The organism is Amycolatopsis sp. CA-230715, assembly GCF_018736145.1.
In the GTDB taxonomy this organism is placed as follows: Bacteria; Actinomycetota; Actinomycetes; order Mycobacteriales; family Pseudonocardiaceae; genus Amycolatopsis.
Genome location: NZ_CP059997.1, coordinates 7,731,199 through 7,749,154, shown reverse-complemented (window position 1 = coordinate 7,749,154; position 17,956 = coordinate 7,731,199). Strand labels below are relative to the sequence as shown.

The following is a 17,956-nucleotide window of genomic DNA, read 5'->3' as shown; positions in this document are numbered from 1 at the left end:
CACCCGGCTCACCTCCCTCCACACGAACGTCTTCCGCGCTCCAGTAGAGCGCAGCGCACCCACAACAGTCAAATACTTGCGCAAGTGACAAGAGCCTCAGGCGCCGAGAGCTGAATCACGCTCTCAGGGTCCTCACAGCGACGAAATCGCACCCTTCTCACGTGGCCAGTCACAAGCCGTTGCGTACGCGCACGTCCATCGCCGCCGGACAGGCGACGGCCTGGCTGTCGCGCCGAGTCGGCTTCGGCGGCGGCATGATCGGCGGGCGCGTCGCGCTCAAGCTCGACCCGCACGCACTGCGGCGCCTCGGCAGGGATCGCACCGTGCTGCTCGTCTCGGGCACCAACGGCAAGACGACGACCACGCTCATGCTCGCCACCGCGCTCGGCGGGGCAGGGGAGGTCGCGTCGAACAGCGACGGCGCGAACATGCCCGACGGGCTGCTCGCCGCGCTCGTCGCCACCCCGCACGCGCCCTGCGCCGTGCTCGAGGTCGACGAGTCGTACCTGCCGTGGGTGGCCGCGCAGGTCGACCCCGCCGTGGTGGTGCTGCTCAACCTCAGCCGCGACCAGCTCGACCGCGTCGGCGAGGTCAGGGCGACCGAACGCGAGATCCGCGCGGCGATCGGCGCGCTGCCCTTCACCTCGACCGTCGCGAACTGTGACGACGTGCTCATCACCTCCGCGGCCGCCGACGCCGCGCACCCCGTGTGGGTCGGCACCGGCGGCCACTGGCACGAGGACGCGGGGAGCTGTCCCCGCTGCGGCGGCGCGATCCGCCACCACGACGACGGCTGGGCGTGCCGGTGCGGGCTCGCCCGGCCGTCGCCGTCGTGGTCGGTGGCCGGGGACCGGCTCGTCGATCCGCTCGGCAGGGGCGTCGATCTCGGGCTCCGCCTGCCCGGCACCGCGAACCGCGCCAACGCGGCGCTCGCGATCGCCGCGGCCTCGTGCGCCGGGGTGCCGCCGGAGCTGGCGGCGGCGAGGATCCGCGAGATCTCCGACATCGGCGGCCGGTACCGCGTCGTCCGGCGCCAGCGGCACTCGGTACGGCTGATGCTCGCGAAGAACCCGGCGGGCTGGGGTGCGACGATCCCGATCCTCGCCGAGGACACTCCGGTCGTCATCGCGGTCAACGCGCGCGAGGCCGACGGCAGGGACACGTCGTGGCTGTGGGACGTGCCGTTCGAACGGTTGCGGGGCAAGCAGGTCGTCGCCACCGGCGAGCGGTGCGCCGATCTCGCGGTGCGCCTGCGGTACGCCGAGGTGGCCCACCGGGTGCACCGCGATCCGGTGTGCGCGGTCGACTCGCTTCAGGGTGGCGAAATCGAGCTGGTGGCGAACTACACCGCGTTCCGCGACCTCGTCGGCAGGCTGCCGGCGTGACCGGGGACTCGACCGTCGCGATCGGACTCCTGCTGCCCGATGTCCTTGGCACGTATGGGGATTCCGGCAACGCGCGGGTGTTGCGCAAACGCTTGCAGTGGCGCGGTATCGACGCCGAGGTGCACACGATCCGGCTCGGCGAGCCGGTGCCGTCCTGGTTCGACCTCTACCTGCTCGGCGGCGGCGAGGACGACGCGCAGGTGCTCGCCGCCGACCACCTCCGCGGGCAGCGGGGCCTGCTCGGCGCGGTGGACGCGGGTGCCGTCGTGTTCGGGGTGTGCGCGGGGCTGCAGGTGCTCGGCACCGCGTTCCGCGGCCTCGACGGCGTGCGGCACGAAGGGCTCGGCCTGCTGGACGTGAGCACGGAACCGGGTCCGCGGCGCGCCGTCGGCGAGGTGGTGGCCACCGCGCTCGCCGAGCCGGGCTGCGGCCCGCTGACCGGGTTCGAAAACCACCTCGGGCGCACCAGGCTCGGGCAGTCGGCGGATCCGCTCGGCCGGATCGTGCGCGGTACCGGCAACGGCGACGGCCACGAAGGCGCGGTCACCGGCAAGGTCGTCGCGACCTACCTGCACGGCCCCGTCCTCGCCAGGAACCCCGGCCTCGCAGACCTGGTGCTCGGCTGGCTCGTCGGCCACCCGCTGCCCCCGCTCGAACTCACCGAAGTGGACCACCTTCGGCTGGAGCGCCTGTCGACCCGGTCCCGCCGGTCCTAGGCTGCTTTCCGTGCTGCGACGGATATTGGCCGCGAGCGGCGTGCGCATGCGCACGACCGCGGTGACGATCATCGCGCTCGCGCTGGCGCTCGTCACCGCGGGTGTCGTCGTGCTCTTGCTGCTGGAAGAGTCGCTCGACGCGGGCGTGACACAGAGCGCGCGCAGCACCGGCCGCCAGGTCGCGATCCAGCTCGCCGCGGAGGGCACGAAGGACCTGACCGCGAGCGATGTCGCGAGCACCGGCGACACCGAGGCCGTGACGCAGGTGCTCAACGGCACCCGCAGGGTCATCGCGAGCGATCCCGCGATCATCGGCCGTCCCCCGATCACCGACGCCGCACCGGCGCCCGGCCGCGAAATCATCGAGACGAAACCGCTCGGCATCCACGGCGACGACGGCGACTACCGCCTGGTTTCGCAGGCCGTGGTCGGGCCCGGTGGGACCTACACCGTGGTCGCGGCCCGCTCGCTCGACTCGGTGACCGAGGCGTCGACGAGGCTGACCTTGCTGCTCGTGGTGATCGGGCTGCCGCTGATCGCCATCTCGGGCTTCGCCGTGTACCGTGCGGTCGGCTCGGCGCTGCGCCCGGTCGAGCAGATGCGGCGCACCGTCGCGGAGATCTCCACCCACGACCTGGCCACCCGCGTCCGGCTGCCACCGGGCCACGACGAGGTGCACCGGCTGGCGACCACGCTCAACGAAATGCTCTCGCGGCTCGCTTCGGCGCAGTCCGCGCAGCGCCGGTTCGTCGCGGACGCGAGCCACGAACTGCGCTCGCCGGTGTCCACGATCAGCACCGCGCTCGACGTGTCGTCGCGGCATCCGGACAGCATGGGCACCGACGAACTGGTCACCGTGGTCACCGCGGAAACGGCGCGGCTGCGCGAACTCGTCGACGACCTGCTCGTGCTCGCGCGCACCGACGACTCGACCGACCGGCCGTCCCACCGCGAGGTCGACCTCGACGACATCGTGCGGGCGGAAGCGGCGAGGGTGCGCGCGGAAACCTCGCTGGAGATCGAAGTGCGCGCCGCGCCGGCGAAAGTGCTCGGCAGCGAGCCGCACCTGCGCCGCGCCGTGCGGAATCTCGTCGACAACGGCCGCGACCACGCGCGCCGCCGTCTCCGGCTGGCCAGTTCCACGGACGGCAAGCACGCGGCGATCGAGGTCAGCGACGACGGCCCCGGTGTGCCACCGGAAGACCGCGAGCGGATCTTCGAACGGTTCGTCCGGCTGGACGCCTCGCGCCAGCGCCGCCACGGCGGTACCGGGCTCGGGCTCGCCATCGTCACGGGAATCGCGCTGCAGCACGGCGGATCGGCGCGCTGCCCGGACCGCCCTGACGACCCGGACTACCCTGGCGCGCACTTCCGCCTGGAGCTGCCCGCACTGGACCGCCCCGGCACCGAGGAGGACTAGGTGCGTCTGCTGATCGTCGAGGACGAGCGCGAATTCGCCGAGACCCTGCGCAAGGGCCTCGTCGCCGAAGGCTTCACGGTGGACACCGCGCACACCGGCACCGACGGCCTGTGGGCGGCGACCGAGCACACCTACGACGTCATCGTGCTCGACATCATGCTGCCCGAGCTGTCCGGTTACGAGGTGCTGCGGCGGCTGCGCCGCGAAGAGATCTGGACCCCGGTGCTGATGCTCACCGCGAAGGACGGCGAACACGACGAAGCCGACGCGTTCGACCTCGGCGCCGACGACTACCTGAGCAAGCCCTTTTCGTACGTGGTGCTCGTGGCGAGGCTGCGCGCGCTGCTCCGGCGCGCCGCCCCGGTACGACCGGCGGTGCTCACCGCGGGCGGCATCCAGCTCGACCCCGCCGCGCGAACCGTCTACAGAGGACAGAAGCGGATCGACCTGACCGCCCGTGAATTCGGCCTGCTGGAGTTCTTCGTCCGGCGGGCGGGCGAAGTGCTGGCGAAGAACGAGATCCTCGCCCACGTGTGGGACGCGCACTACGAAGGCGACGAGAACGTCGTGGAGGTTTACGTCGGGTATCTGCGGCGGAAGATCGACGTCCCGTTCGGCACGCACACCATCGAAACCGTGCGCGGGCTAGGTTACCGGTTCGCGACCGAGAAACCAGCCTCGCCGTAAGCACAGGATTTCACAGTTAACACCGACCGGGACGATTCGCACTGCTCAGCAGTGAAGGCCGGATCGCAGCCGGGCGACCGTGTGTTTCGAGTCACTTGACCGAAAATTCGGGCGATCCATAGTCTTCGAGCGACCCCGCCCCGCACGGAAATGAGCAAAAAATGACCCTTTCCCGGTACTCGCGACCCATTGCCGTCCTGCTCACCTCAGGAATTGTGACGCTCGGTTTCGGCCCCGCCGCAACGGCCGCGGCGGAAACCCCGTCCGCGGTCATCGCGCCCGCGGAGCGAACCGCCCTCCAGAAGATCGTCACCACGGCGAACGTGGACGCGCTGATCGCCGCGGGCGACGCGACCACCGCACAGCAGCTCGCCCCGATCAGGGCAGCCCTTGCCGACGCGGACGCTCAGGACATCGACATCATCGGCGCGCTGAAGAAGCTGGCGAAGTTCGCCCAGCCGATCATCGTCCAGGCCCTGCGGGTCGGCGGCCCGGTGGCGGCCAGCGTGCTGGAAACGATCGGGAACCTGGTCGCCGCCATCCCCGGCGTCGGCATCGGCGGCCCGATCACCCAAGCCGTGCTCAAACCGATCGCCCTGCTGATCAAAACCGGCGCCCCGGCACTGGCCGACCTAATCGAAAGCATCAAAATCGAAGGCGTCGCGAAGGACAAGGCCCGCGAGATCCTCACCGACCACCTGCGGCAAACCGAAGGCCTGCCCGAAGACTCGGCCAAGGCGTTCGGCGCCGCACTGGCCGAAATCTACGCCGCCTGACCGCCGCGATGACGAGGTGCCCGGCCGTCCGACCCGGATGCTCGGGCGCCTCGTCCGGACGAGGTCCTTCCTCAGGTAGGTTTCAGCGCCCGGGTCAGTCGAGATCGCAACTCGGTGGCACATGGATATGCTGGCCGAAGCGGTGCATCAGAATCCGCAGCATCGAAACCGGGAAAACCATCACCCCGACCTAACGCTCCCAATATGGAGGCGCAACCCAAGAAGAGACATTTCAAGAGCCATAGGATGCAACATCGATACCCACATCAAACAGTACATGGAATGAAACCGCAGGCCTGTCCCAATTCTCGCCAATATTAATTGGCTTCGACAACTCCGCTGCCACTTTCTTAAATATCTTCAGCAAGATGGAAATGTCGGACGGCTCACAACTCAACAGTGACGATGAGTGCGTAAACGCCAGCACGACACAGGGGCGGTGAACGAACTCGTAAACATCCGAGAGACACTCGTCGAACGCCGGCCAATTGCGCCCGAAATAGCCAGGAAAAAGAAGACGGTTGGATATTCTGTCAAACAGTTCACCTGCAGTGATAAGGTTTCTAGAGTCAAAACTGGTGACGAACATGTTCTTGGGAGCTTTCGACTCTAGCTCCTCCTGAGTCACAGAAGAAGCGATCGTCCCCTCTCGCAACCATGGGGAAACAGGCTCAACCGCAGCCTCAAGGGCCGACCGTAACATTCGATCACTCTTCCGTTCCCGCTTTAGCTTTCTGCAGTTACAGTCGAACGCTACTTGGCCCGAAAATGTTCAGTCCACTTATTTGGCCGCCCCGCATAATGATCACGCAATCGCTCTTCAATATGCGAGGAATCCCATACGGCCACCGCTTCCAAAGCTCTAACATCTTCGGCGGTTGCAGGGAATTGCGAGGCCCGCCTGGTTAAAGGGTTGTAAACATACTTGAAGACTTCATTCGACAGTGAGTCCTGCATGAAAAATACATCTTTTGCCGTTTCCTCCTCGGCGGTCAACGGCAACTTCCCCACCACCGGCCATTCACCGGACTTGAGCGCCTTGTTGTGTACAGCGACCTTGAAAAGCACCTGCACCCCATGAAGTTCTTGGCCGGACACAGGTCGGACGTCGTGCAATGTCAAATCATAAAACTCCATATAGATGTTATTCGCCAAGCGGGCAACGCTGTACACGCCTTCTTCTCGGGGCACAAGCACTACCAACCCAGGCACCCAACGCGTGTATTTCCTTACGGCAGTCAATTTCCAAACTCTTTATGAGCCGCATCGAGGTACTCCTCAAGCCTGCTATTCCGTCGGCTTATACTTCCAATCGAGTTTCCCGACGCCCCACTCCTACGCACTGAATACAGGGACGTCTTGCCTGGCGGCTACTTTGGCCGAAAATGTTCCACCCATTTGTTTCTACGCCCAGCGTAGTGATCTCGAAGCCGCTCCTCCACATGCGTGGGATCCCATACCGCGACAGCTTCCAGGTCAGCCACCTCCTCAGCCGTCGCTGGAGACTCCAAGGACTGCTTGGTCACTGGATCATAAATATACTTGGAAATCTTTCCAGATAGAGAGTCCTGCGTAAAGAGGATATCTTTGACAGTCTTCTCTTCATCGGTAAGGGGAAGTTTTCCAACCACGGGCCAGCTTCCTGATTTTAGCGCCCGCTTGTTAACCGAAATTTTGAACAGCATGATTGCTTCACGAATCTCCACCTCTGATACCGGGCGAATCTCCGTTACGGTTAAATCATAAAACTCCACACTGACATCATTCGACAATCTGGCGACATTGTAGACCCCGATTTCCCGTGGCACCAATACCACCAGGCCAGGCACCCATCGTGTAAACTTTTTAACAAGAGTCAATTCCCAAATACTTTCTGCGCTTCGACAAGATAGTCATTGATTCGCTTGTTTCGCCGACTGATACCCCGGATGGCATTTCCGGAAGTGCCACCTTCACTCCTAGCCCCGCCATGGTGGTCGATCATCCCTTGGAGTTCCGTACCCACTGGTGCGACCAGTATACGGTGCCCCACCGTCCAGGTTGTCCTTAATGTAGGTCTGGTACGTCTTGATCGGGCAGCTGTCGTTGTGGGTGAGCAGGGAGGTGCTGCTCGGTGCCACGTAGTAGGTGTGAACCTCGTCGACGGTGAGGTTGTGGACTCGTTGGAGCGCGGTCCAGTGCTTGATCGCGGTGACGTGGACCCAGGTGCCGGTTGAGGTCAGCAGGACGTCGCCGGGCAGCAGGTCCGCGGCGTCCATCCACTCCTGGTGGCTGGGCACCCAGAACGGGTGGTTCGCGGTCGCCGTCACCGTCGTGACCTGCGGCGCGCGCTCGTCACCGGAATCGATGGTGAGCTGCACGAGGTCCTTCTGCCCGGTACCGATGATCGTACGGGCCACCAAATGAGGTTCCGTCCGACCGCTCTCAGGATCGGTGGTGACCACTTGGTCACCGACCTTGACGTCCTCGATCGGTCTTCGTGTCCCATCCGCCATCGACACCGGCGTGTCCGGAGTGAAGCTGTTGATGGCACAGCTCTCCCCGACGTCCTCCACCGCCCTGGCTTCGGAGCTGACCGCGTTGAACTCGGCCTCCGCGTCGTCGGCCTTCGAGATCAGCGAACGGGCGCCGGGGAGTTTTTCCAGGAAGTCCATGACGCCCTTGAAGGCGCGTTTGACCGCACCGATGTACTCCCCGATCCGGAGGACCTTCCCCACCGGGATCGCGTTGATCACCATGCTGATGCACGAGCCGACGTTGCCGTCGCCGAAGCACTCCTCGATATCGGTGATGCCGAGGAAGTCCTTCAGGATCTCCCCACCGGCCTCGATCACGACATCGATCAGCTTCTTGTTCGCCAAGTCCCGGGCACGCTGGACCGGAGCCTGGGTCTGCCGTGACCGGAAGAATCCGTCGAACAGCGCGTAGCTGGTGAGGTAGTTCCCCTCCGGCTTGAGGGTCTTCGTGCTGATCCAGCTAGGGCCGTTGTTGCGGACGGCGTACCCGTAGGTGATGTTCGGCTCTTCCTTGTACTCCTTCGACCGTCCAAGACTCCACACCTTGACCAGACGGCCAAGCGCGTCGTATTCGAGATCGGTGCGACGACCGTTCGGGTCCACAGAGGACAGCGGGACGCAGGTCCGCACCGGCGTGGTCGACCACACCAGCAAAAGCGTCCCTACCGCGATGATGTGTTCGACCTGAACAACTATCGCCCTGAAGACAGGCAGGGCGGCGCCACTCGATCCCCTCGTTCGTCCAACACCAGCGAAGCTGGGCCCTCCCCGACGAACCCGGACATCACTCTACTGAGGAGGTGATCACCGTAAATACGCCATTGGAGGGAATGCGGACCGCTCTCACTAAAACGGACAATTCACTGACGTGGCTTTCAATTCACGGTGAGGAAGTCACCAACTGCGCGGCCCGCCTACCCGTGAATCGGACTGCTGGCGAGGTTCGCCCAGTGCTCGGCGAGCATGCGGCGCGACCGCCGCCGCACCTCCCGCAGCAGCCTCGCTTCTCCTCCCGACATCAGCCCGAGTCCGCCGACGAGCACCAGGACCCGTTCCGACTCGTACCTCGGATCCACTGTGGACGGAAGTTCGCCGGTGGCCACCGCCGACTCGAAAGCGTGGTGCAGCCAGATTTCCAGCGCGCCGTAGCCCGCGTTCGCGCCTTCTTCCGCGACCATCCGGTGCGCGCCGCGCTCGCCCCAGAAGGCCATCCACACCGTCCACCAGCGCAGGCGGTGTTCGTCGTGGGGCAGCATCGCTTCGACGCCGCGGCTCAGCGCGTCGAGCCCCGTCCTGCCGCCGACCGCGGCGGCCACGCGTTCGGCGGCGAGCTTGTTGTTGTAGCGCAGGACCGCGGCCATCACCTCGGCCTTGTCCTCGAAGTAGTGCGTCACCGAGCCGGTGGTGACCCCGGCTTCCGCCGCGATCCCCCGCACCGTCGTCGCGTGGATCCCCTGCACCGCGACGAGGCGCCAGGCCGCCGCGATCACGCGGTGGCGGCTCTCGGGGTCTCGGATGCGGCGGGGCATGCCACCATGCTAAAACCCGTAACGCTTGTTTCGTAACCTGCGTTACGTCACACTCGTTATCTACTCCAGGGTAGGAACGCGGCGAGGAGGGCGCATGGCGGTGGCGCGCGGCAGATCGGGCTCGGTGGCCGAAATCGGCCTGCTGTTCGGCTTCGCAGCCGATACCGCCTACGCCGCAGGTCAAGCCGTGCTCCGGCGGCGCTTCGCGTGGCGCGAAGCGATCGACCAGATGTGGTTCCTCGCCGGTGTCACGACGCTGCCCTCCATTCTCGTGATGATCCCGTTCGGGGTCGTGGTCGCCGCCCAGGTCGGCTCGCTGACCGGGCAGATCGGCGCGCAGAGCTACAGCGGCGCCGTGGTCGGGCTGCTGATCGTCGGGCAGGCCGCCCCGCTGGTGTGCGCGCTGATGATCGCGGGTGTCGGCGGGTCCGCGCTGTGCGCCGACCTCGGTTCGCGGGCCATCCGCGAGGAGACCGACGCGCTCGAGGTGATGGGCCTGTCCGTGCTGGAACGGCTGGTGCTGCCCCGGATCGTCGCCGCCGTCGTGGTGACCATGCTCCTGGACAGCCTCGTGATGGCCGTCGGGATCACCGCGAGCTTCCTGTTCCAGGTGCTCGCCGGGCACGTCGCCCCCGGCAGCTTCCTCACCACGATGACGGATTTCGCCCACCTCAGCGACTTCTTCGTCTCCCAGGTCAAGTCGGCCGTCTTCGCGGTGCTCGCCGCGGGCGTCGCCTGCGTCAAGGGCATCACCGTCAAGGGCGGCCCCGCCGGGGTCGGCAACGCGGTCAACGAAACGGTCGTGCTCGCGTTCCTCCTGGTGTTCCTCGCCAACGTCGGGATCGGCGAGCTGTACGCGCTGATGGCACCTCCGGACGGGGGCTTCTGATGACCGTTCCCGCGGTGGACGCGGTGACCAGGAACCTGCGCCGCGTCTCGGCAGGGCTCGCCGAGGCGGGCGCGCAGTTCACCTTCGCGGTGCAGGTGCTGGCCTCGGTTCCCGCGACGCTGCGGCACCACTGGCGCCAGATCGTCCGGCTCGTCGCGGAAATCAGCTTCGGCTCGGCGACCCTGCTCGCCGGCGGCGGCAGCATCGGCGTCGTGTTCGCGATGAGCTTCGTGACGGGTTCGCAGATCGGGCTCGAAGGGTTCCGCGGGCTCGACCTGGTGGGGCTTTCGCCGCTGTCAGGTGCGATGTCGGGGCTCGTCAACACCCGCGAGCTGGCGCCGGTCGTCGCCGGGATCGCCCTCGCCGCCAAGGTCGGCACCGGGTTCACCGCGCAGCTCGGCGCGATGCGGATAGCCGAGGAGATCGACGCGCTCGACGCGATGTCGATCCGCTCACTGCGGTTCCTCGTGACCACCAGGATGATCGCCGCCTTCATCGCGGTCATCCCGCTCTACCTCGTCGGGCTCTTCGCCTCCTACGTCGCGACAAGGCTGATCGTGGTGAACGCCAACGGCCAGTCCCCCGGCAACTACGACTACTACTTCCACCTCGTACTGCCGCCCCAGGACGTCGTGCTCTCGCTGCTGAAGGCGCTCGTGCTCGCGATGATCGTCACGATGGTGCACTGCTACCACGGTTATCACGCCTACGGCGGGCCCGAGGGCGTCGGCAAGGCCGCGGGACGCGCGCTGCGGACCAGCATCGTGCTGATCATGATCGCCGACATCCTGGTGACGTTCGCGTTCTGGGGCGTCTACCCGTCGATCCCCGGAACCGGGAGCGCGCAATGAGCCGGCGGCGGGAAATCAGCCACGCGGCGCTCGCCTGGCGCGGCGTCGTCGGCGTCACCGCGGGCATCGCGGTCATCGTGCTGGTGGTCGCCTACGGCTCCGGCGGGCTCAGCGCCGAGCCGACGGCCATCTCGGACATCCCGCCGCAGACCGTCGGCGTGGCCGAACGGTCCACTGTGGAATTCCGGGGCGTCGTGGTCGGTTCGGTGGAGTCGGTGCACAGCGACGCCACCCGGACCCGGCTGACCCTGCGGTTCTCCGGTGACCACGCGGCGGACATCCCGGCGGGCGTGCACGCGCGGGTGCTGCCCCGCACGCTCTTCGGCGACCAGTACGTCGACCTCGTGCCACCCGGCGGCGGTTCGGCGGGCCCGCTCGACCTCGGCGCACCGATCCCGGCGGACACCTCCGGCGACACCATCCAGCTCTACACCGCCTACAAGCGGCTTTTCGACGTCCTGCAGGCGATCCAGCCCGCGAAGATCGACACCGCGCTGTCCGCGGTCAGCAAGGCGCTGTCCGGCCGTGGCGCGCGGCTCGGCGCGCTCGTCGACCAGCTCCACGACCTGACCGACGACGCGCCCGCCCTCGTCGGCACCTTCAGCGACACGCTCGGGTTCGTCGCCGATCTCGGCCAGCAGCTCAGCGCGGTCGCCCCCGGCGGTGTGCAGGCGCTCAAGGACGCCACCGCGTTGTCCGCGGATGTGGTGCGGCAGAAGGGCAACATCGAAGCGGTGCTCACCGGCGGGCTCGCGCTGAGCGGGCAGGCGAAGCAGTTCCTCGGCGACAACCGCGACCGGCTCATCCACCTCGTGGACGGCGCGGGCGAGGTGGTGCGCACCGTGCACGACAACCGGCACGGGCTCACCGAGTTCTTCGACAGCTTCACCGAACTCGTCTCCGGGGTGAAGAGCGTGCTGAGCCACGGGCCGCCGATGCCACTGGACCTGACCGCGACCTTCGACCGCAACACGCCCTACACCGCCGCGGACTGCCCGCGCTACGGGAAGCTCACCAGCCCCACGTGCGTGCCCGCACCACCGCCGCCTGTGCTCGGTGGTACCTCCGGCCCGGTCGGCAGCGATGACGAGGCGGCCGCGCTCGCGAAGCTGCCCGATCTTCCGCAGGCTCAACGCCCCGAGACGCAGAACGGGATCCTCGCCTTGCTCGCCGGGCCGATCCTTCGGGGCACGAAGGTGCTGCTGCCATGAGTAAACTTCCTTACACCGCACTGAAACTGGGCGTGTTCGCCACGGTGTGCGCGTTGTGCACCGCGCTCGTGGTGAACACGCTGAACCAGCCGTTCGGCCGCGCGGTCACCTACCACGCCGTGTTCACCGACGCGCTCGGCGTGAAACCGGGCAGCGACGTCCGGATCGCGGGCGTCCGCGTCGGAAAGGTCGCGCGGATGGCGCTCGACGGCCGTACCGCGCTGGTCACCTTCGAGGTCGCCGACGACCAGGAGATCCCCGCCGACGCGAAGGCCACCGTGCGCTACGCGGATCTCCTCGGCGCCAGGTACGTCTCGCTCGCGCCCGGCGGCGACGCCTCGAAACGGCTTCCGGAGAACGGCACGATTCCGGTCGCGCACACCGCGCCCGCGCTCGACCTCACCGCGCTGTTCAACGGGTTCAAGCCGATCTTCGACCTGCTGCGGCCGAGCGAGGTCAACCAGCTCACCAAGGAGATCGTCGCGGTGTTCCAGGGCGAGGGCCCCACGATCGACGCGCTGCTGTCCAAAGTGGTCACTCTCACCCAGACCTTCGCCGGGCAGGACAAGGTGATCGGCGAGGTGCTCGCGAACCTCCAGCCGGTGCTGGACACCACGATCGGGCACGCGCAGGACTTCCGGAAGCTGGTCTCGGGTCTCGGGGATCTCGTCGGCGGGCTCGCGGCGAACCGGGACACGATCACCTCCGCGCTCGACAGCGGCGCGAAGCTCGCGGGCACCCTCGCCGACGTCACCACCCGGCTCACCCCGTCGATCACCAAGGACCTCGCGTCCTTGAACCGGCTCAGCGCGTCGCTGCTGGCCAACCGCGAGCCGATCGTCGGGGCGCTGCGCGATATGCCCGGCCTGCTCGGCAGGGTCACCGGGACGATGGACTACGGCGGCTGGATGAACGTCTACCTGTGCGATCTCGGGATCAACGTCGGCGGGCTCGGGGTGTCCTCGGCCATCGGCCCGCATTCGGCGGTGTGCCGATGAGGAGGCCGTTCCGGGAGCGCGATCCGCGCAAGCTCGCCGCCGTCGGCGTCACCGCGCTGGTGCTCGCCGTCGCGGCCGCGATCGGCGTGCCGCAGCTCGTGTTCTACACCCGCACCGCCGCCTACACCGCCGAACTCGCCAACGCCGCCGGCCTGCGCGCGGACGACCAGGTGTTCGTGGCCGGGGTCCCCACCGGTCGCGTCCGCACGATCGCGCTGGCTGGCGACCGGGTGCGCGTCGACTTCCGCCTCGACCGCGACCAGCCGCTCGGCGACGCGACCACGGCGGGGGTCAAGATCCAGACCGTGCTCGGCAAGCGCTACCTCGACGTGCGCCCCGGCGGTGCCGGTGCGCTGCCCGGCGGCGGAACCATCCCGCTCGCGCGCACCTCCGTCCCGTTCTCGCTCGACGACCTCGGGCGGTCCGCGGCGGACACCACGCGGCAACTGGACCTCGGCTCGCTGCGCAAGATGATCACGACCTTGCGCGACAACGCACCGGACGCCAAGCTCGCCGGTGACGCGCTCACCGGCGTCACCTCGGCGACCTCGGTGTTCACCAAGTACAGCAAGGGAATCCAGGACCTGCTCGCGGGTGCCCGCTCGGTGACCTCGATGCTGACCGGCCAGCAGGACAGCCTGGTGAAGCTGCTCGGCGACACCGATCTCGTCACCCGCGCGCTGATCGCCCGCAAGGACACGCTCAACCAGCTCGTCAGCGACGTCGGCCGCCTCGCCGACCGGGTCCGCTCCTTCCTCGACACGAACCGCCCGCTCGTCCAACCGCTGGTACAGCGCCTCGGCGAGACGGTGAAAACCCTGACCGACAACGCGGCGGATCTCGGCCGCACGATCGACCTGCTCGCCCCGACCGGCCGTTACCTCGCCAACGCCACCGGGAACGGGCCGTGGATCGACGTCGTCGGCCCGGCGGCCATCCTGCCGGATCCGATCCTGTGCGTCACCGGACTCGTACGGGGGTGCAAGTGAAGAACGCCGCCGCGAAGGTCGTCACCTTGATGTGCGTCGCGGGACTGCTCGTCGCCGGGGCGATCTACGTGCTGCGCCCGGAGCCCACGACGACCGTCGTCGCCGAGTTCGGGCAGGCCGACGGCGTCTACCCCGGCAGCAAGGTCGACATCCTCGGCGTGCCGGTCGGCGAGGTCCGCGCGGTCGACCCGGTCGGCTCGCGCGTGCGCGTGACCCTCTCGCTGCCCGCCGGGACGAAGGTGCCCGCGCAGGCGCAGGCGTGGGTCATGTCGCCAGCCGTGATCAGCGACAAGTACGTCGAACTCACCCCGGCGTACACGACCGGCGAGACGCTTCCCGACGGCGGCGTCATTCCGCCGGACCGTGCGCACGCACCGGTGAAGTGGGACGACCTGATGAAATCGCTCAACACCCTGCTCACCACGCTCGCCCCCGGCGACCCCGCCGCGGGCGCGCCGCTCGGGGACGTGCTCGCCGCCGCCGCGAAGCTCCTCGACGGGCGCGGGCAGGCGTTCAAGGACGCGATCACCCAGGTGAACCAGGCCTCCGGGGTGGTGGCGGGACAGCTCCCCGACATCGGCGGGCTGCTCGACACCCTGTCCACGCTGGTGTCCGCATTGGACAAGAACAAGTCCGCAGTGGACTCGGTGACCAGCTCGGTCACCACCGCCGCCGAGATGTTCGGCAAGCAGCAGGATTCCATCGCGTCCACTGTGGAGGATCTGTCGGTCGCGATGAACGATCTCGGCGACCTGCTCAAGAACCACGGCGCGGAGCTGACGAAGGACGTGTCCCAGCTCGGCTCGCTGTCCGCGGAGCTGGGAAAGCACCAGGGCCAGCTCGCCGAGCTGCTGGACACGCTGCCGCTGGCGGGCCAGAACCTCAGCCGCGCGGTCTCCCCCGACCACCGGCTCCGCACGCGGATCGACGTGTCGACGAACTTCAGCCAGTTCGCGCTCGGCAAGGAGTTCTGCGCGAAACTGCCGCTGCCGCTGTGCACCGGCGCCGGGATCACCAACCCGGTGCGCTTCCCGCCGTCGGTAGGCGACCCGCTCGGCCTGCCGTCCGTGCTCGCGCCGCCCGCGAAGACGGGAGGCAAGTGATGCGCACGCTCGCACTCGCCGGGGTCGCCGTGCTCGCCGCCGCCACGCTCACCGGCTGCGGACTGAGCCTGCAGGGCATGGACGCGGGCCAGGAGGTCGACGGGCCGTCGTACGAACTCACCGCGGTGTTCACCGACGTTTCCGGGCTGCCTTCGGGTGGCGAAGTGAAACTGGGGCCGTCCTCGGTCGGGCGGGTCGTGGCGACGAGGTCCGAACACTTCCAGGCGAAGGTGACCCTGCGCCTGCGCCAGGACGTCCGCCTGCCGAAGGGGACCCGTGCGGAGCTGAAGCTCAGCACCGCGCTCGGCGACCAGTACATCGATCTCCGCCCGCCCGCGAGCGGTGGCACCGACTGCCTCGCCGACGGTGCGACCATTCCCGTCGCGGACACCGTTCGCGGGCCCGATATCGAGAACACCCTCGCGGTGCTCGGCATGGTGCTCAACAACAGCGGGCTCGACCAGGCCCGCACCATCATCACCGAGCTGAACACCGCGCTCGGCGGCCGCGAGGGCAAGATCCGCGACCTGCTCGCCAGAGCGAACGGCATTCTGTCCACTTTGGACGCACGGTCCGGCGACTTCACGCGCGCGCTCGGCTCGCTGAACCGGCTCGCCAAGATCGCCTCGGACAACCGGGCAGTGCTGGACCAGGCGTTCACCCAGATCAACCCGGCCGTCGACGTGCTGCGGAGCCAGCAGGACTCGCTGAACAAGCTGCTCGCCAACGTGACCCCGCTGGCGAAGACGACCGACGAAACCTTGGGGCGCACCAAGGAAACCGTCGGATCCATTGTGGACGGAATCGGCCCCGTCCTCGACGAGTTGAACGGGTTCAGCGGCAGCCTCGGCTCGGCACTGGGCACGCTCAAGTCCGCGAACGCGCTGCTCGGCCGCGCGATTCCCGGCGACTATCTGAACCTGAACGCCCGGTTCGACGTGCCGGGCGCGCTGACCGCGCTGTTCACCGGCGTTTCCGGGACCGGCACGACGTTTCCCGGCGGTATCGAGCAACTGCTGAAAGGGGGAACCCGATGATCAGGCGGCTCGGGCGGCGGCTGCCGCTGCTGCAGCTCGTGGCGTTCCTGCTGATCGGCATCGGCTGCTCGGTCTACCTGGCGGTGACCGCGGTCGGCCCGGCGGAATTCCGCGCCGCGACGCACGTGACGGTGCGGATGCCCGAAGCGGGCGGCATCTCGCCCGGCGCTTCGGTGACCTACCACGGCGTCACGGCGGGCAGCGTGACCGCGGTGAACCTGCGCGGCGACGGCGTCGAAATCGCGCTGGACCTCGACAGCGCGCTGAAGGTCCCGGCGAACACCGACGTTGTCGTGGCGCAGGACACCGCCGTCGCGCTGCGGCACCTCGACCTGCGCCCCGCGACGGACGCCCCGCCGTTCCTCGCCGACGGCGCGGTGGTCCACGCCGGGAAGGAAGCCGGGATCCTGCCGCTGCAGACCGTGCTGGTGAACCTGATGAAGCTGACCGACAGCATCAACGTCGACGACCTCAGCACCGTCGCGGACGAACTGTCGACCGGGCTTTCGGGGACCTCGCCGCAGCTGGAAAGCCTTGTCGACAAAGGAAGTCAGATCGTCAACGCCCTCAACGCGATGCGCCCGCAGGTGACCACCGTGCTCACCGGCGCGAAGGACTTCCTCGGCGAAGGAACCTCGGCGCGCCTGCCGAAGCTCGTCGAGTCGCTCGGCAAGCTGACCGGTCAGCTCCGCACGCTGGAGCCGAAAGCCGTGCCACTGCTGGAAAAGGCGCCGGGTCTGCTCGACCAGCTCGTACCGCTGCTCAAGGACAACCAGCAGAACGTCGGCGTGCTGATGGCGAATCTGGTCTCCCCCATCGACCTCGTCGCGGGCCGCTCGGACGCTTTGCGAGCCTTCCTCACCGACGTACCGAAGGGGCTCGGCGACCTCGCCTCCATCGGCCGCGGTGACCACGCCGACTTCACGCTCGTCCTCGGGCAGGGCGGGATCTGCTACTACCCGCAGCAGCGGCGCACGCCGACCGACACGGCGCCGCGGCCACCGGCACCGGATTTCCACTGCCCACCGGGGAAGAGCGGGGACCAGGGCGTTCGCGGTGCCGCGAACGCGCCGTTACCGGCCGCACCGGCGGGTTCCGGCCAGGACGGTGGAGCGCCACCACCGGGCAGCCCCTCGTGGGCCGCCCTGTACACGCAAGGAGCGCGAGGATGACAGCACCGAACCGCACCCGCAAGCGTCCCGTGGTCGCGGGCAAGAAAGCACCGAGGCCTTCGCCGGTACCGCGCGAGACGCCGGAGGAAACCGTCGCCGAAGAGCCCGCGGTTCCGGAAACCCCGTCACCTGCTCCTGCTGCTGCCAAGAAGAAACTGCCACGGCCGCGGCGAATCGTCGCCGGAGTGCTCGTGCTGCTCTTGCTGGGCGCGGGTGGGTTCGCGGGCTGGCAGTGGTACCGGCACGCCCAGGTCGACTCGGCGCGCGAAGCCGCGACCGGTGCGGCGCGGCAGTTCGCGCTCGACCTCACCAGCTACGACTTCACCAAGATCGACGACAACCTGAAGAAGGTCACCGGCGACTCCACGGACTCGTTCGCGAAGCAGTACCAGTCCGTCGCGAACAACCTGACCCAGCTGATGCGGCAGTACAAGGCGGTCGCGAAGAGCACCGTGGTGCAGACCGGGATCGCGGAAGCCACCACCGATCGCGCCGTGGTGCTCCTGTTCGTCGACCAGACCATCACGAACACCAACAGCCCGCAGCCGCGCGTCGAACGCAACCGCCTGCAGCTGACCGTCCTGAACCAGGACGGCGACTGGCGCCTGGACGACGTCCAACTCCGCTGACCGCGATCAGGGTTTTCTCGGGGACATCACCGATAGCGCGACTCCGGG

Annotated in this window: 19 protein-coding genes; 14 read left to right on the top strand and 5 right to left on the bottom strand. The window is 67.8% G+C overall.

What is annotated here, in order from left to right; genetic code table 11:
- Window positions 1–161: 161 nt before the first annotated feature.
- From HUW46_RS36820 to HUW46_RS36800, 5 genes are all read left to right on the top strand, one after another.
- Window positions 162–1,385 carry a DUF1727 domain-containing protein gene (locus tag HUW46_RS36820; protein ID WP_331477178.1) on the top strand — a complete coding sequence of 408 codons (1,224 nt, stop codon included), beginning with the start codon at window positions 162–164 and terminating at the stop codon, window positions 1,383–1,385.
- The gene (locus HUW46_RS36815) at window positions 1,382–2,101 is read left to right on the top strand and encodes a type 1 glutamine amidotransferase (protein WP_215543327.1); all 720 of its coding nucleotides are present in this window, start codon (window positions 1,382–1,384) and stop codon (window positions 2,099–2,101) included. The genes HUW46_RS36820 and HUW46_RS36815 overlap by 4 nt, the downstream gene beginning before the upstream one ends.
- 10 nt (window positions 2,102–2,111) lie before the next feature.
- Complete coding sequence (locus tag HUW46_RS36810) at window positions 2,112–3,521, top strand: sensor histidine kinase (protein ID WP_254125257.1); 1,410 nt, start codon at window positions 2,112–2,114, stop codon at window positions 3,519–3,521.
- Window positions 3,522–4,208 (top strand): response regulator transcription factor, encoded by a 687-nt coding sequence (locus HUW46_RS36805; protein WP_215543326.1) that lies wholly within the window; start codon window positions 3,522–3,524, stop codon window positions 4,206–4,208.
- A 161-nt stretch (window positions 4,209–4,369) separates the two neighbouring features.
- Window positions 4,370–4,984 carry a hypothetical protein gene (locus HUW46_RS36800; RefSeq protein ID WP_215543325.1) on the top strand — a complete coding sequence of 205 codons (615 nt, stop codon included), beginning with the start codon at window positions 4,370–4,372 and terminating at the stop codon, window positions 4,982–4,984.
- 232 nt (window positions 4,985–5,216) lie between these two features.
- On the opposite strand, the gene HUW46_RS36795 is transcribed toward HUW46_RS36800, so the two are convergent.
- The 5 genes from HUW46_RS36795 to HUW46_RS36775 form a co-directional block, all read right to left on the bottom strand.
- Window positions 5,217–5,612 (bottom strand): barstar family protein, encoded by a 396-nt coding sequence (locus HUW46_RS36795; RefSeq protein ID WP_215543324.1) that lies wholly within the window; start codon window positions 5,610–5,612, stop codon window positions 5,217–5,219.
- Window positions 5,613–5,737: 125 nt separating this feature from the next.
- Window positions 5,738–6,181, bottom strand: coding sequence for an Imm26 family immunity protein (locus HUW46_RS36790; RefSeq protein WP_331477350.1), 444 nt, complete (start codon window positions 6,179–6,181; stop codon window positions 5,738–5,740).
- Between the two features lie 173 nt (window positions 6,182–6,354).
- Window positions 6,355–6,813 (bottom strand): Imm26 family immunity protein, encoded by a 459-nt coding sequence (locus HUW46_RS36785; RefSeq protein ID WP_215543322.1) that lies wholly within the window; start codon window positions 6,811–6,813, stop codon window positions 6,355–6,357.
- Window positions 6,814–6,942: 129 nt separating this feature from the next.
- Window positions 6,943–8,148, bottom strand: coding sequence for an RHS repeat domain-containing protein (locus HUW46_RS36780; RefSeq protein WP_215543321.1), 1,206 nt, complete (start codon window positions 8,146–8,148; stop codon window positions 6,943–6,945).
- A 266-nt stretch (window positions 8,149–8,414) separates the two neighbouring features.
- A complete protein-coding gene (locus tag HUW46_RS36775; RefSeq protein WP_215543320.1) occupies window positions 8,415–9,029 on the bottom strand; it encodes a TetR/AcrR family transcriptional regulator in 615 nt (204 codons plus the stop codon).
- Window positions 9,030–9,123: 94 nt separating this feature from the next.
- On the opposite strand from HUW46_RS36775, the gene HUW46_RS36770 reads away from it, so the two are divergent.
- The 9 genes from HUW46_RS36770 to HUW46_RS36730 are packed head-to-tail and all read left to right on the top strand — an operon-like array spanning window position 9,124 to window position 17,908.
- Window positions 9,124–9,918, top strand: coding sequence for an MlaE family ABC transporter permease (locus tag HUW46_RS36770; RefSeq protein ID WP_215543319.1), 795 nt, complete (start codon window positions 9,124–9,126; stop codon window positions 9,916–9,918).
- Window positions 9,918–10,769, top strand: a complete 852-nt coding sequence (locus HUW46_RS36765; RefSeq protein ID WP_215543318.1) for an MlaE family ABC transporter permease — start codon at window positions 9,918–9,920, stop codon at window positions 10,767–10,769. The genes HUW46_RS36770 and HUW46_RS36765 overlap by 1 nt, the downstream gene beginning before the upstream one ends.
- Complete coding sequence (locus tag HUW46_RS36760) at window positions 10,766–11,980, top strand: MCE family protein (protein WP_215543317.1); 1,215 nt, start codon at window positions 10,766–10,768, stop codon at window positions 11,978–11,980. Before HUW46_RS36765 ends, HUW46_RS36760 begins: the two co-directional genes overlap by 4 nt.
- A complete protein-coding gene (locus HUW46_RS36755; protein WP_215543316.1) occupies window positions 11,977–12,978 on the top strand; it encodes an MCE family protein in 1,002 nt (333 codons plus the stop codon). Before HUW46_RS36760 ends, HUW46_RS36755 begins: the two co-directional genes overlap by 4 nt.
- Window positions 12,975–13,967, top strand: coding sequence for an MCE family protein (locus HUW46_RS36750; RefSeq protein WP_215543315.1), 993 nt, complete (start codon window positions 12,975–12,977; stop codon window positions 13,965–13,967). Before HUW46_RS36755 ends, HUW46_RS36750 begins: the two co-directional genes overlap by 4 nt.
- The gene (locus HUW46_RS36745; protein WP_215543314.1) at window positions 13,964–15,070 is read left to right on the top strand and encodes an MCE family protein; all 1,107 of its coding nucleotides are present in this window, start codon (window positions 13,964–13,966) and stop codon (window positions 15,068–15,070) included. Before HUW46_RS36750 ends, HUW46_RS36745 begins: the two co-directional genes overlap by 4 nt.
- Entirely contained in the window at window positions 15,070–16,107 is a 1,038-nt protein-coding gene (locus HUW46_RS36740) for an MCE family protein (RefSeq protein ID WP_215543313.1), read from the top strand. Before HUW46_RS36745 ends, HUW46_RS36740 begins: the two co-directional genes overlap by 1 nt.
- Window positions 16,104–17,279, top strand: coding sequence for an MCE family protein (locus tag HUW46_RS36735; protein ID WP_215543312.1), 1,176 nt, complete (start codon window positions 16,104–16,106; stop codon window positions 17,277–17,279). Before HUW46_RS36740 ends, HUW46_RS36735 begins: the two co-directional genes overlap by 4 nt.
- Window positions 17,276–17,908: a hypothetical protein gene (locus tag HUW46_RS36730; protein WP_215543311.1), complete on the top strand. Its 633-nt coding sequence runs from the start codon at window positions 17,276–17,278 to the stop codon at window positions 17,906–17,908. Before HUW46_RS36735 ends, HUW46_RS36730 begins: the two co-directional genes overlap by 4 nt.
- Window positions 17,909–17,956 lie beyond the last annotated feature (48 nt).

Coding starts and splice junctions, on each gene's coding strand:
- HUW46_RS36770 (WP_215543319.1), top strand. CDS start 9,124: ATGGCGGTGGCGCGCGGCAGATCGGGCTCGGTGGCCGAAATCGGCCTG.
- HUW46_RS36800 (WP_215543325.1), top strand. CDS start 4,370: ATGACCCTTTCCCGGTACTCGCGACCCATTGCCGTCCTGCTCACCTCA.
- HUW46_RS36750 (WP_215543315.1), top strand. CDS start 12,975: ATGAGGAGGCCGTTCCGGGAGCGCGATCCGCGCAAGCTCGCCGCCGTC.
- HUW46_RS36765 (WP_215543318.1), top strand. CDS start 9,918: ATGACCGTTCCCGCGGTGGACGCGGTGACCAGGAACCTGCGCCGCGTC.
- HUW46_RS36730 (WP_215543311.1), top strand. CDS start 17,276: ATGACAGCACCGAACCGCACCCGCAAGCGTCCCGTGGTCGCGGGCAAG.
- HUW46_RS36740 (WP_215543313.1), top strand. CDS start 15,070: ATGCGCACGCTCGCACTCGCCGGGGTCGCCGTGCTCGCCGCCGCCACG.
- HUW46_RS36755 (WP_215543316.1), top strand. CDS start 11,977: ATGAGTAAACTTCCTTACACCGCACTGAAACTGGGCGTGTTCGCCACG.
- HUW46_RS36735 (WP_215543312.1), top strand. CDS start 16,104: ATGATCAGGCGGCTCGGGCGGCGGCTGCCGCTGCTGCAGCTCGTGGCG.
- HUW46_RS36775 (WP_215543320.1), bottom strand. CDS start 9,029: ATGCCCCGCCGCATCCGAGACCCCGAGAGCCGCCACCGCGTGATCGCG.
- HUW46_RS36760 (WP_215543317.1), top strand. CDS start 10,766: ATGAGCCGGCGGCGGGAAATCAGCCACGCGGCGCTCGCCTGGCGCGGC.